This is a genomic window from Clostridium sp. E02, from assembly GCF_003833015.1.
Classification (GTDB): Bacteria; Bacillota; Clostridia; order Lachnospirales; family Lachnospiraceae; genus Lacrimispora.
On record NZ_RJLQ01000010.1, the window covers coordinates 1 to 13,990 of the forward strand.

A 13,990-nucleotide genomic window follows, 5' to 3' on the forward strand; every position below is an offset into this window, starting at 1 on the left:
GTTAGTAATACCTTTCTGATTGTGTCCACCTCATTTCTAAGTCATGAGGTTCTATTATAATATATGAACTACTAATTGGGACATAATCATTTGTGATACACTAGGACATTATCATAAATGAATCATACAATTTAAGGGAATTACTCAAAATAACCTTGTATTTTTTCGATAATATGCTAAAATACTAGCAACTGCTTTGACAAAGGTCAAATGTGTGCACCAATAATTTGAAGGAGATTGAAATATGGGTAAACAAGGCGTAACAGACTTTCTTAAGAAAAAGAATGTCACAATTACTGTCCAAACCTATCTCATTGACGCATTGGGTGCTATGGCATTTGGCCTTTTTGCGTCTCTATTGATCGGAACCATCTTTGGTACACTGGGACAGCAATTTAAAATCGAAATTTTCAACGTAATTGCAGATTATGCAAAAGGTGCCACCGGTGCTGCGCTAGGTGCCGCAATTGCCTATGCACTTCACGCTCCAGCGCTGGTTTTGTTTTCTGCAGTAACAGTAGGGATTGCCGGCAATGCACTTGGAGGGCCTGTAGGTGCCTTGGCCTCAACGGTAATCGCAACTGAGTTGGGTAAGATCGTATCAAAGGAAACACGGCTAGACATTCTGGTTACTCCAGGAGTTACGATTATCTCAGGAGTTTTAATGGCTCAGTTTGTAGGTCCAGGAGTGGCCGGTTTTATGGGCTGGTTTGGAACACTGGTAAAAACAGCCACGGAACTACAACCTTTCTTTATGGGAATTCTGGTTTCAGCTCTTATCGGCATTTCCCTTACCCTCCCCATTAGCAGCGCTGCCATTTGCATCGCCTTATCCTTAGATGGACTAGCTGGAGGTGCGGCAACCGCTGGCTGCTGTGCACAGATGATCGGCTTCGCCGTACTTTCCTATCGGGAAAATGGTGTGGGAGGATTGTTTGCACAGGGTCTTGGTACGAGTATGCTCCAGATGGGTAACATCGTAAAAAATCCAAAAATATGGATTCCCCCTATTCTTGCTTCTATGATAACCGGACCGGTGGCAACTGTTTTGTTTCAACTCAAAAACATCCCTGCAGGATCTGGAATGGGTACCTGTGGTCTGGTAGGACCCATTGGTGTTTTCACCGCAATGGGAGGCGGTAATACAATGTGGTATGGTATCTTGCTGGTATGCTTTTTACTTCCAGCCGCATTAACTCTGATCTTTGGAGAAATACTTAGAAAAATCAGTTGGATCCATGAAGGGGACTTAACGCTTGATTTAAAGTAAATAATAAAAAAGTGGGAAACAAGGACTTGATACCGTTCCTTATCTCCCACTTTTTTATTATCTTTTGGTATCCTTATCTTTCGAATCGAGATGGCAACTGCTACAGCCACCACATCCGCACCCACCACTCTTCTTTCTCTTTTTTAATGCCAGTATCACCAAACCAACTAGAATTAGTGCAATGATGATGGTGGATCCATTGGATGCCAGCCAGCTAATCATAAAAGACCTCCGTTTATTCTTTTATCTCTTTTAAAATATATTCAATATGTTCCTTTTTTCCAATCACCATCAGATGTTCCTGTGCCTGAATGACATAATCGGCCGGTGGCATTAATTGCGCTCTTCCATCCCGCTTAATACCAAGTACACTGATATGATATCGATTTCGAATGTCCACTTCTTTTATAGAGTGATCAACCCATTTGGGCAAAGGAGGGATTTCGTATATGGAATATTCCGGAGTCAGTTCAATATAATCAAACACGTGGTCAGCACTATAACGAACTGCCAGCTTTTCCGCAATATCAAGATCCGGATATATCACTTCGTCAGCGCCGTTTCTTAACAAGAACTTGGAATGAATGTCCCGGTTCGCCTTACTGATCACCCTTTTTCCCCCTAATTCCTTTACTAGGCTAGTAATCTCTAAACTACTTTGAAAATTAGTCCCAATGCATACAAAACACAAATCAAAATTTGCGATCCCCAAGCTACGAAGAACTTTCTCATTGGTGCAGTCTCCGATTTTTGCACTGGTTGCATAGGATAGAAGGTCTTCCAAACACTCTTCCTTCTTATCGACGATCATCACATCGTTGCCAAGTCCTGCCATATTAATACAAAGATGATGTCCAAATCGTCCAAGTCCTATGATTAATATTGATTTCATGAATTAATTCCTCCATTTATCCTACGTTAATTGTTTCTGCCGGCTGTTCGATATGAGCCCGGCGGTGGCTTTGTACAAAAGCAAGTGCAAATGACAAACTTCCAATTCTACCACAATACATCAAAATTATAATAATCACCCTGGATAACGTATGAAGCTCTCTGGTGATTCCAGTTGTCATCCCAACAGTACCTATGGCAGAAAAAGTTTCAAATAATATATCAGAAAATCCAAATGGCTCCAAAGCCATAATCGCCAATGCTGCAGACAACGCCAAAAACAGGTTAATACTTAGTATGGTACCTGCCCGTTTGATCGCCATCTCCTCGATGCGTCTGCCAAAAACATTCACTCCATAAGTCTGTTTAATATTAGAATACACGCATATAAACAGTACAAACAAAGTCGTGGTCTTAATTCCACCTGCGGTTGAACCAGGACTTCCACCGATAAACATAAGCATAATGGTTAAAAGCTTGCTGGCGTCTGTTAATGCCCCTGTATCTGAGGTATTAAATCCCGCCGTTCTGGCTGTTACAGAACTAAACAGAGACGTTAGAATCTGACCACTTGCATTCATTCCCACCAATAAGTTGTTACGTTCCAACAAATAAAAAAGGAGTCCACCACCAAACAATAAGAATGTCGTGGTCACCAAAACGATTTTTGTATGAAGTAGATATTTATTCATATGAAACCTGTTCTTATAGACATCATCCCATACGATAAAACCAATCCCGCCTACGATGACCAATGACATGATAACCAAATTTACGAGCCAATCATCATAATAGGAAACAAAAGAACTATAGGGTTCCTGGTTACCCATCAGATCAAATCCTGCATTGCAAAAAGCAGATATAGAATGAAAAATTCCATAAAACACACCTTTTAATATACCGAATTGAGGGACAAAACGAATGGATAATAAAATTGCTCCCACTCCTTCAAATATACAGGTTCCTTTGATAATTCTCTTTGCCAGCCGGACGACACCCCCGATCTGTAAGGTGTTTACACTCTCTTGTAACAAACCTCTTTCTTTCAGTCCTATCTTGCGACGTAATACAATGGAAATAAATACACCTACTGTTATAAAACCAAGACCACCGATCTGTATCATAGTAAGGATTACTAACTGACCGAACAAGGACCACTGAGTCCACGTATCCCGAACGACTAATCCCGTAACACAAGAAGCACTGGTTGCAGTAAACAAACAGTTAAGAAAAGGTTCCGACTGTCCATCCCTGCTAGCAAATGGAAGCATTAAGAGAAGCGTTCCGACTAGTATAATACAAAAGAATCCATAAGCGATAAACTGCGTCTGGCTCACATTCCGTCTAAATCGTTTTCTCCATTTTTCATCCATGTCCGTATCTCTGCCTTTCTCTTACAGTCTAATTCTATTTGCATAGTATAGCACACTTTTAACTATAGGAAAAGCATAGTTTCATATTCTTATTTTTTGACTTTTATCCGAATCTGACGACTGGTTCCCCGTACAAAAGAAGAAGGCTGATAATCTGTTTCATCAAACAAAAACTCGTGAAGCCTTTTTACATTGGATTCCAGATCCACAGGTATAACACAATCTCTTCTTCCAATTCTAGCCCCTTTTATTTTAGTTGGAAACCCCTCCGTTTCCGTCAGATGAAACCGTTTGATATTTTTTATCAATGGAAGTAAATCTTTGCCCCCCACACTGGTCGAGATCTGTGGAAGAACCGTATGAACCAATTGGTTTAACGTTGCAATGTCTGCTTTCTTTGCTTTATCTAGTATCAGGTCAAAGACCGTCCTCTGCCTCTCTGTCCGTTTAAAATCTGTATCCGTCTTCCTGAGTCTGGCATAAGCAACCGCCTGTATCCCATCCAAATGATTTGGTCCTTCTTTTTTCAAATGATGAGAACCTACTCCAGTGGCTTTTACTGTCTCTGTGATAAAGCCATTGATGATCCGAAATTCCTCATGACTAACATCCACATCAATTCCTCCCAGAATATTAATCGCATCCGCAACTGCTTTCCAGCTAAACGAGGCATAGTCGTCAATGGTAATATCCAAATTATCTCTTAATGCTGTTAACGCTTGAGCCGGACCTCCATAAAAATAAGCTTCATTGATTTTATCATATCTTCCCTTCTCATTAATTTTTAAATAAGTGTCCCGATAAACAGATACCCCTTTTATTTCACCGGTTCCCAAATTTACATTAAAAAGCATCTGCATGTCTGATCTTGTCCCCTTATCAAGTGTTCCATCTCTTGCATCAACTCCAAAAACAGCCACAGTCCAATAGCCTTCCAGCAATTCTTGAGTTTTTATACTAATGTTATTATTCTGTATCTGAGGCATTTCTATTTCCGGTAACTTCTGAGGTAGATGAAGGATGTTCCATGTGTAACCTATCATTGTTCCAATCATAACTGCCCAAACAGCCGCAATCATAACAAAACCCCATTTTATATAATTTTCCATAGTCCCTCCAACTCTCCCATGAAAAAAAGAAGAGATAATTTTTCTTATCTCTCCTTAATTTTCCATAATTCTTCGTTTTTATTCAAAGACCTCGCGGATCTCTGATGGATGGGAAATTATGTATTTCGGATGATAGGCACAAAGTTCTTCCTTTGTCCGAAACCCCCATGTGACTCCCACCGTATCTACACCAGCATTTTTTCCAGTCTCCATATCCGTATTGGTATCACCAAAATAAAGACAGTCCGAAATAGGAACGGATAATTGTTTTGCAATTAGATATACACCGGAAGGGTCTGGTTTTAATTTCAGTCCATTTCCTTCTCCTAAAATCTGATCAAAGACTCCTTTTCCGTATACCTTTTCCACACATTCTACCGCACGATTGTGATCTTTGTTGGTTAAGATTCCAATCTTTATTCCCTTTGTTTTTAATAATTCAAGTAATTCCGGTATTCCATCATATGGCATAATTTGATACTGGCATTGTTCTAGAAAATTGAGATTATATTGTTCCAATACGTTTTCACGATCAACTAGTTCCTTCCCCCCAGAATAAAGAAATGCCCGTTCCACAAATTTCTCATAACCGTTGCCTACAAATTTTTTGGTATGCGCCTCGTCAATGGGCGGATAACCAAACGTTTTCAATGTAAGGTTAATGGTGTGAGTTAAGGACTTAATTGTATTTATAATCGTTCCGTCTAAATCAAAGATACAGCACTGGTACATGAATTCTACCTCCCTTTAAACTATTCATTATAAAAATTGTACTTCCTTTTCCTTTGTTTTTCAACTCTTTTATCTTCCAATGCGCTTCGTTGTATAACTCCTCTTATCTTGTCTATACTATTGCTAATCATTAATATGAATGGGAGTATCTATGAAGAAGAATTTAAGAGCTTGGACAATTGGATCAATACTATTGTTTATAATCTTGCTTGTTGCATCTCTTGCTGCAGGAAACTGGTATCAAATCCTTAAATCAGATTCGAATCCTATTTCTACGGAAAACGTGGTGGTTTCCATGGACAACTATTTTATCTACGAAAAAGGCATTGCGGTGATACCTGCAATGCCTTTTTATAGTAACAAACGTACTACTATGCTGATTTAATGTTCTTCTTTAATACTGCAAGAATCAAACAGCCTGTCAAGGATCCTGCTGCGATGGCGATCAGGTATCCAAACGGATTCCCAATGGTTGGTATTACAAAAATTCCACCATGAGGTGCCCTAAGGGTACAATTAAGTGCCATGGAAAGCCCTCCTGCCACTGCAGAACCTACAATACAAGAAGGGATTACCCGGAGCGGATCTGCTGCTGCAAATGGAATGGCACCTTCCGAAATAAAGGACAATCCCATAATATAGTTAACAAGTCCAGACTGACGTTCCTTGTCCGTGAATTTTTTCTTAAAGAATGTGGTGCAAAGTGCTATGGCGATGGGTGGAACCATACCACCTGCCATGACTGCAGCCATAATATCAAAGTTCCCTTCTGCAAGCTGCGCCGTACCAAATACATAAGCCGCTTTATTCACAGGGCCACCCATATCAACAGACATCATTCCTCCAACAACTGCTCCCAGAATGATCTTACTCGTTCCACCCATGCTATTTAAAAGGTGGGTCAGACCATCATTGATCGCACCTACAAAGGGATTAATAAACGTAGTTGCAACCGCTACCAAAAAGATACCAATCAGTGGATAGAGCAATACAGGTTTAATTCCTTCTAACGATTTCGGAAGCTTTTTGAATGCTTTTTTCAAAAATAGAACCAGATATCCACCGATAAAACCAGCTAATAATGCTCCCAGGAATCCCGAATTCACGCTTCCACCAGCTGGGTTTGCAAACGTAGCTCCCATCTTCGCAATCAAACCGCCAACAAACCCTACCGCCAGACCTGGACGATCTGCAATGCTCATAGCGATATATCCGGCAAGCACTGGAAGCATCATACCAAACGCTTGCTCTCCAATGGTTTTTAAGTAAGCGGCAAGGGGGGTGTTCTTACCAAAATTAGAAGGATCAATGGAATAATCATCAAACAAGAATGCCAGTGCAATTAAAATTCCTCCACCAATAACAAAGGGAAGCATATGAGAAACTCCATTCATCAAATGCTTATAGATGGAATGTCCAAATCCCTCTTTGTCCTGGGATTCCTCGGAAGATGCAGCTCCTGAATGATGATAAACGGGAACAGTACCGCTAACCGCGCGGTGGATCAGTTCATCTGCTTTTTGAATTCCTTCTGATACCGTAGCCATAATGACTGGTTTCCCGTCAAAACGAGACATCTCTACATTTTTATCTGCTGCAATTATGATCCCATCCGCTGCCGCAATCTCGTCCTTCGTCAACGCATTGCCAACACCTTCTGCGCCATTCGTCTCAGCTTTTAAAGGAATTCCCAATTTTTCTCCCTGTTTTTCAAGGTTTTCCGCTGCCATAAAAGTATGGGCGATTCCAGTCGGACAAGCAGTAACTGCCAGTACCCGATATCCATCCAACGATTTCTTTTCTTTTCCTACAGACCCAGATTCTTTTTCGTCTATGATCCGTAAAAATTCTTCCTTTGATCCAGCATGCAGCAGCGCATCTTTAAATTCCGGATCCATAAGCAAGGTGGACAGTCTAGACAAAGCCTCCAGATGCACATCTGATTCTCCCTCAGGTGCTGCAATCATAAAGATCAAATGTGAAAGTGAATGATCATAAGCTCCGTAATCCACCCCTTCTGGTACAACAATAGCAGCAAGTCCAGGTTCTTTCACTGCAGCCACTTTTGCATGAGGAATGGCAATCCCTTCTCCCACAGCTGTGCTTCCATGTGACTCTCGTTCCAGAATTCCTTTCTTATATTCGTCTTTGTTATTCAAACTTCCGGCTGCATTCATAAGATCAACCAGCCGATCAATGGCCGCTTCCTTACTGGATACCGCTACCCCCAATTCTACACTTTCTTTTTTTAACAGTTCGGTAATCTTCATCAATACCCCTCCTTTTTCAGTCCTTCGTACATCTTAATAATATCTTTCTTATCAGCAAGTCCTTCGGAAAAAGCACTGGCACTTCCAGCGGCAGATCCCAAACGAAGCGCATGCTTATAATTCCCATTCTCCAGATACCCAGCTATAAAACCTGCCACCATAGAGTCTCCGGCTCCTACAGAATTAATTACAACTCCAGATGGAACCCCTGACTGTATAACTTCGTCCTCTTCCGTGATCAGAATCGCACCATCTCCTGCCCTGGATATTAACACATTTTGGGCTCCCTTTTGTTGCAGCAGTTTTCCATAATGAATGATATCTTCCGGATCTTTTAACGTAACGCCAAACATATCTCCCAGTTCATGACTGTTGGGCTTAATGAGAAATGGGTGATACTTAAGAACATTTAAAAGCAGATCCTTCGTCGCATCTACAACAATACGAACTCCTCTTCCATCTAAAAATTCCATAATCCTCTCATAGATATCATCGTCCACTGATTTCGGAATACTTCCAGACAATACCAATACATCTCCATTACAAAGACCAGTCAGTTTTGCAAAAAGCTGTTCTACATGGCTGTCATTTATCATCGGACCGATTCCATTAATTTCCGTCTCTTTTTCGGATTTCAGCTTTACATTAATTCTTGAGCATCCTTTTTCTACATGGATAAAATCAGATTGAAATCCCATTTCATGAACTCTCTTTTCAATCTCCTGACCAGTAAATCCAGCGATAAATCCCAATGCCGTATTTTCATATCCCAATGTCTCCAATATTGCAGATACATTCAAACCTTTTCCGCCACTGTAAATGGTCTCAGATTCAGTTCTATTGACGGATCCCAATGTGAAATGATCTACTTTTACGACATAATCCAGTGCAGGATTAAATGTTATGGTGTAAATCATATGTCATCTCTCCTTCGATCTGTAAAATTTTATTTCTTATCTCATTACTAATATAATACGATTGCTTTATTTCGTCAATATGTTTCACAAAGAAATACTCTTTCTTATGATATTTCAGCACTTCGCACAAATTAGCATCTATTTTATAAACATTTTTTTTAATTTTTTGTGCTGTCTGCATCATCCTAGTATTTCCCAAAAGGTATTTAAAATACTATTATTCACAAAAACAGGAAGAAAACAAATCTTTTTCTTCCTATTATACGAAATAAATCTTTTATTTTCTTATTATTTTTTATCATCCGAAATTGCAATCTCATGTCGTCTTATGTGATCGTGAGAATCCTTCTTACTAACGGATAAAAAGAGATATAAAATCTCAATTACCATGGTAGCGGATACTCGAGAGAAACAGAACTCACCCAACAACAGTTTTTCTCTTGTTGCTGTCGTAATATGATAGTCACAAGCCTGTCCGAGTGGAGACGACGGGTTATTTGTTATGGCAATGGTAGGTGTATGATTCTCCTTTGCCACTGCAACCATAGTCATAAGACGTTTTGAAAAACCAGAATTTGATATAATTATTATTACATCTTCCCTACCAAGGTTACAAGTGTAAGCCATCTGTGTCTCCCAAATCGGACCAGACACAGCCGTAATTCCAAGCTGATTGAATTTAAATGCCCCATCCATTGCTACTGGAATGGTATTGCCTACTGCAGCAAGCTGAATGGCTCTCGCTTGTTCTATAACTTCTAAAATGCGATTTAGTCTATCTGGTTCCATCATCGATATGGTCTGAGTCAGCTCTGCAACTTTATTGGCTAATATATTCTGCAAGGACTGCCCAATTAAATCCCGACTAATCTCATTGGACACTTCAATTGCATTGCCCCTTTCTTCCACCACTTCTTTTGCAAGATTGATCTTTAAGTGATGAAATCCATGAAACCCACATCTCCTGCAGAATCTGGATACCGTTGCATCACTCGTACCACTAGCCAGTGCCAACTCCGCCACCGTCATGTCAATCGTTTCGCTTTTATGAGCCAGTATATAATCCGCTATTTTTTTCTCAGCCTCAAAAAATGAATCATATGAGGAACATAGAACTCCTGACACACTGATATTATCCTGCATAAACTATTTACCTCGAATTCATGTAATTATATTACATAAGTATATCTGATCGGAAATATCTTGTAAAGTACAGGCTGATTTCTTTCATTATTTTCTTTCAAAATCCTATTTTTTAATACCATCTTGTCATTGGAAGCTGATTGTTGACCCCTTTTGATGCCAGAATTTGATGAAGATCAATGATCCCATTATGAAACGTAGCGGCACATGCATTTAAATACAAATCCCACATCCTAGTAAATTCAGATCCCATTTTATCCTCAATGTCTTTTCTGTTTTCATTAAAATTCTGGTCCCATAGACGCAGCGTTTTGTAATAATGGCGTCTTAGACTTTCTACATCTAAGGTATAAAAATTTTCCTCGCTTAATGTATAAATCATCTCCCGCAGACTGGGAACCGTTCCCCCTGGGAAAATATATTTTTTCATCCACGGATCTCCTGGATACTCTTTTAAGGAACTGATATAATGCAGCAAAAGCAACCCTCCTGGATTTAACACTGACTCAACCGCCTTAATAAACAATGGGTAATGATCCCTTCCCACATGTTCAAGCATCCCAACACTGACAACCCGGTCAAATGTTTTATCGCATTTAGATAAATCACGATAATCCATAAGTTCCACCGAAATCCGATCTGTCAACCCTTCTTTCTCAATTTCCTCTTCAAATTTCTTCTTCTGTTCGATGCTGAGAGTGATTCCAGTCCCTTTAATCCCATATTCTTTTGCTGCTCTCATTAGCAAATATCCCCATCCACAACCGATATCCAAGAGCGTCATATCCTTTTTTAGATATAATTTTTTCAAAATACGTTCCACTTTATTGCATTGTGCCTCGTATAAGGTATCATCTTCCTTTTTAAAATATCCGCAGGAATAGCTCATGGTTTCATCAAGCCAGAGACTGTAAAAATCATTTCCAATATCATAATGGGAAGTAACTTCCTTTTTCTGATTTTTCTTGGATTGTGAAGTAAAAATTAGTTTTTTCAGTTTTGAATGATCTGTAGAGAATTTTTCCATCTGCCCAAGAAAGTGATCCAGCGCCTGAAAAAGATCCCCTTCAATTTCTAGGTTTCCTTTCATATAAGCTTCCCCCAATGCCAGTGACGTACTGGTCATTAAGTCTTTTCCAGCTATCTCATCTTTAACCTTTACAACAAAAGTAGGATTTCCTTCCCCAATTTTATGAGCGGTCCCGTGCATCTTTACTTCAAAGGGGTGTTGATCAAATCTTTGAAGAAATGAAATCAAAAAGTTATCTGTCATGTTTTTCATGGCTTTTCCTCCTATCATTTTTATTCTATCTATAGTTTACCACTTTTTGTCAAATTCATAACAAAGATTATTTTTCTTCGCTTTCTGCTCGTTCTATTGTGGTAAAAAAATAGAGAATACAGCTAAGGCTGTATTCTCCACGCATGAAACGATATTTATTCTATATTAGGTTGGCAGGCTAAGCTCTTACAAACGTAAGCTCTGTGTACTTAAAACTACAGAAAGACAAAACATACCTATCTTCTAAAATTCTTTGTTCCAACCAAACACCTGGTTTATTGCAGACAATAGAATCGTGACTCAGATCAAATGAGATCCCTGCTAGTGGCACCGTAATTCCACAGCCCTCGGCTTTTACGTAACTTTCTTTTAGCGTCCATATCTGAAAAAAAAGCTGATCCCGTTCCTTTTCCAAACATTGATTCAACGCCTGTTTTTCTTGTTCTGACATTATTTTTCTTATAACTTCTTGAGGATGCGTACGAATTTTCTCCACATCAACACCAAGAGGATCATCTCCTATGGCACAAACCACCAGACCATCCGTATGGCTGATATTATAATGGATATGAGGGTAGTCCGTCAGATACGGTTTCCCACATTCCCCTTTGGCTATGGAAAGTGGGGGCTCAATTGGTTTCTTCATTCCATATTGTTCTTCTAATCCCTGCAACAGCAGTTCCGTTCCTAATTGATGTTCCCTATCTCGTTTCTGTTTCACTTTCACCTGCAAGTCATCGTATTTTTTTAAATAAATCCAAACCATATGCTTCTATCCTTTGTTTAATTTTCACTCCAGCGAAAGGTCTGACTATCCACCGGATCTCCATGACTGAAATATAATTTTCTTGATCCAAGGGAATGAATTTTTTCAGCGCTTTTTAGTGCGCTCTCCCTATCACTATAAACCATGGGCAGACCTGGATAAAATAAGTTCATTAATGCATCCCCTACAATCAAATCTGATTCCTCGATGTCCAGACCAATGGACCCTCTGGTATGACCAGGTAATTCCATTACTCTTGCATCCAATCCGTAATCAGTCAAACAATCTCCCTCTTTTAGAAATATATCCGGCCTAAAATCAGGGATCTCAGCAATCTCTTGTTTTTTTACGGTTATTTCCGCAAACACCAGTCCCAGTATTCCCTGATAAAGCAAGGGTTCCTCGCTATCATTCTTTATACGATCCAGTTCTACCGGATGAAGGGCAAGTGGAACCTTGAGTTTTTCCGACAGAAAAGCGGCATTTTGAACCTGTTCGATATGTCCATGCGTTAAAACGATCAGTTCCACCTTTGTTTTCCTACACTGGGCTAATATCAATTCTTCAAACCCTTTTCTTCCTGTATCCACAAGAATGGCTCTTCCCTGATTTTCCACCAGATAGGTGTTTTCAGCCCCGCATCTGATTCGCTTTATCTCTGCCATCTTCCTCCCTCTCACTTCCCATTCTTCTCGAAGAACGCCTGATCCTTCAAAGTATCATTGTTTATTGTATTGGCAGAATGCTTTCAATATTCCGATTTTTTCTCACTTTTTGTGTTTTATTTTATCCGATTTTTCATTGTCCACTGTTTTTATAAGAATAACATGTATCTTCCCATTGTTCAAATCATTTTATAAATTTTATGGCAAAAAAAGACCTGCCAGGGTTCAACCAGACAGGTCCTTACTCATTCTATTTTTAAGAACGTTTGATACGAAATGCATCAAACCCAAGATAAACAGCATTCTCTCCCAGTTCTTCCTCTATCCTTAAAAGTTGATTATACTTTGCAACACGCTCGCTTCTGCTTGGTGCACCTGTCTTTATCTGACCCGTATTTAATGCGACCGCAAGATCAGCAATGGTTGTATCTTCAGTTTCTCCAGAACGATGGGAAACAATCGTTGTAAAGCCAGCTCGATGAGCCATCTGAATGGCTTCTAAGGTCTCAGAAATAGTTCCGATCTGATTGAGCTTAATCAGAATGGAATTGCCACTGCCTTCTTCGATCCCTTTCTTCAACCGCTGGGTATTGGTTACAAACAAATCGTCACCAACCAGCTGAATGGAATCTCCTAATTCTTTCGTTAAAAGCTGCCAACCATCCCAATCCTCTTCATCCAAGGCATCCTCAATGGAATAAATGGGGTACTTATCACTTAACTGTTTCCAGTGCTGAATCAGTTCCTCAGAAGTAAAGTGTTTTTTCCCTTTTGGAAGAAAATACTCACCTTTCTTTTCTCCCTTCCACTCACTCGCTGCCGCATCCATGGCCAGAACAAAGTCTTTCCCCGGTTCAAACCCAGCTTTTTTAATCGCTTCAAGAATTAGTTCAATGGCTGCTTCGTCACTGTCCAAATCTGGTGCGAATCCACCTTCATCTCCAACTGAAGTTGTGAGTCCTTTGGACTTTAAGATAGAGGCCAAGCCATGGAACACCTCAGTACACCATCTCAGTCCTTCTTTGAAGCTAGAAGCGCCTGCTGGCATAATCATAAATTCTTGCACATCCACTGTATTTGCTGCATGAGCACCACCATTTAGGATATTCATCATAGGCACTGGAAGTCGGTTTCCATTCATCCCACCAAGAAAACGATAGAGTGGAATCCCCAGACTGACAGACGATGCTCTTGCACAGGCAATGGAAACTGCTAACATCGCATTGGCACCAAGTTTTGATTTATCTGCTGTTCCATCTGCCTTTATCATCGCTTTATCAACGGAATATATATCAGAGGCATCCATTCCCATTAATGCAAAATGGATTACAGTGTTAATATTGTGAACCGCATTCAAAACGCCTTTTCCACCATAGCGTGTTTTATCATTATCTCGAAGTTCCAGAGCCTCAAATACACCAGTAGAAGCTCCGCTTGGTGCTGCTCCCACCCCTATGGTTCCATCGGCCAAATGAACCTCTGCCTCAACAGTTGGATTTCCTCTGGAGTCAATAATTTCTCGTCCTAACACCTTTACAATTTCTAAATAGTTCATCACTTGCTCTCCTTTTC

General features: G+C 39.9%; 14 protein-coding genes. 2 read left to right on the forward strand and 12 right to left on the reverse strand.

All coding sequences use genetic code 11. The features are described from left to right. Positions 1-244 precede the first annotated feature (244 nt). Positions 245-1,270, forward strand: a complete 1,026-nt coding sequence (locus EFT72_RS08800) for a PTS sugar transporter subunit IIC (protein ID WP_124066548.1) — start codon at positions 245-247, stop codon at positions 1,268-1,270. A 57-nt stretch (positions 1,271-1,327) separates the two neighbouring features. Here the strand turns inward: EFT72_RS08800 and EFT72_RS08805 are convergent, their stop codons facing one another. The 5 genes from EFT72_RS08805 to EFT72_RS08825 all read right to left on the reverse strand — a co-directional run bounded on the left by EFT72_RS08805 (position 1,328) and on the right by EFT72_RS08825 (position 5,375). Then, positions 1,328-1,492 carry a FeoB-associated Cys-rich membrane protein gene (locus tag EFT72_RS08805; RefSeq protein ID WP_124066549.1) on the reverse strand — a complete coding sequence of 55 codons (165 nt, stop codon included), beginning with the start codon at positions 1,490-1,492 and terminating at the stop codon, positions 1,328-1,330. A 13-nt stretch (positions 1,493-1,505) separates the two neighbouring features. Next, on the reverse strand, positions 1,506-2,162 hold the full coding sequence (locus EFT72_RS08810; RefSeq protein WP_124066550.1) for a TrkA family potassium uptake protein: 657 nt from the start codon (positions 2,160-2,162) through the stop codon (positions 1,506-1,508). Between the two features lie 16 nt (positions 2,163-2,178). Then, positions 2,179-3,534: a TrkH family potassium uptake protein gene (locus EFT72_RS08815; RefSeq protein ID WP_124066551.1), complete on the reverse strand. Its 1,356-nt coding sequence runs from the start codon at positions 3,532-3,534 to the stop codon at positions 2,179-2,181. An 89-nt stretch (positions 3,535-3,623) separates the two neighbouring features. Further along, complete coding sequence (locus EFT72_RS08820; protein ID WP_124066552.1) at positions 3,624-4,643, reverse strand: LCP family protein; 1,020 nt, start codon at positions 4,641-4,643, stop codon at positions 3,624-3,626. Positions 4,644-4,721: 78 nt separating this feature from the next. Then, positions 4,722-5,375 carry an HAD family hydrolase gene (locus EFT72_RS08825; protein ID WP_124066553.1) on the reverse strand — a complete coding sequence of 218 codons (654 nt, stop codon included), beginning with the start codon at positions 5,373-5,375 and terminating at the stop codon, positions 4,722-4,724. A 151-nt stretch (positions 5,376-5,526) separates the two neighbouring features. Here EFT72_RS08825 and EFT72_RS08830 point away from each other — a divergent pair, with 151 nt between their 5' ends. Beyond that, entirely contained in the window at positions 5,527-5,760 is a 234-nt protein-coding gene (locus tag EFT72_RS08830; RefSeq protein ID WP_124066554.1) for a hypothetical protein, read from the forward strand. On the opposite strand, the gene EFT72_RS08835 is transcribed toward EFT72_RS08830, so the two are convergent. The 7 genes from EFT72_RS08835 to eno form a co-directional block, all read right to left on the reverse strand. Continuing rightward, positions 5,747-7,645 (reverse strand): fructose-specific PTS transporter subunit EIIC, encoded by a 1,899-nt coding sequence (locus EFT72_RS08835; RefSeq protein WP_124066555.1) that lies wholly within the window; start codon positions 7,643-7,645, stop codon positions 5,747-5,749. The two genes, EFT72_RS08830 and EFT72_RS08835, sit on opposite strands and share 14 nt — an antisense overlap. After that, positions 7,645-8,562, reverse strand: a complete 918-nt coding sequence (gene pfkB, locus EFT72_RS08840) for a 1-phosphofructokinase (RefSeq protein ID WP_124066556.1) — start codon at positions 8,560-8,562, stop codon at positions 7,645-7,647. Before pfkB ends, EFT72_RS08835 begins: the two co-directional genes overlap by 1 nt. 288 nt (positions 8,563-8,850) lie before the next feature. Continuing rightward, positions 8,851-9,705 carry a MurR/RpiR family transcriptional regulator gene (locus tag EFT72_RS08845; RefSeq protein ID WP_124066557.1) on the reverse strand — a complete coding sequence of 285 codons (855 nt, stop codon included), beginning with the start codon at positions 9,703-9,705 and terminating at the stop codon, positions 8,851-8,853. Between the two features lie 112 nt (positions 9,706-9,817). After that, entirely contained in the window at positions 9,818-10,987 is a 1,170-nt protein-coding gene (locus tag EFT72_RS08850) for a cyclopropane-fatty-acyl-phospholipid synthase family protein (protein ID WP_124066558.1), read from the reverse strand. Positions 10,988-11,165: 178 nt separating this feature from the next. Next, on the reverse strand, positions 11,166-11,753 hold the full coding sequence (locus EFT72_RS08855) for a 4'-phosphopantetheinyl transferase superfamily protein (protein WP_124066559.1): 588 nt from the start codon (positions 11,751-11,753) through the stop codon (positions 11,166-11,168). A gap of 17 nt (positions 11,754-11,770) precedes the next feature. Then, positions 11,771-12,418 carry an MBL fold metallo-hydrolase gene (locus EFT72_RS08860; RefSeq protein ID WP_124066560.1) on the reverse strand — a complete coding sequence of 216 codons (648 nt, stop codon included), beginning with the start codon at positions 12,416-12,418 and terminating at the stop codon, positions 11,771-11,773. A 256-nt stretch (positions 12,419-12,674) separates the two neighbouring features. Beyond that, positions 12,675-13,973 (reverse strand): phosphopyruvate hydratase, encoded by a 1,299-nt coding sequence (gene eno / locus EFT72_RS08865; protein WP_124066561.1) that lies wholly within the window; start codon positions 13,971-13,973, stop codon positions 12,675-12,677. Positions 13,974-13,990 lie beyond the last annotated feature (17 nt).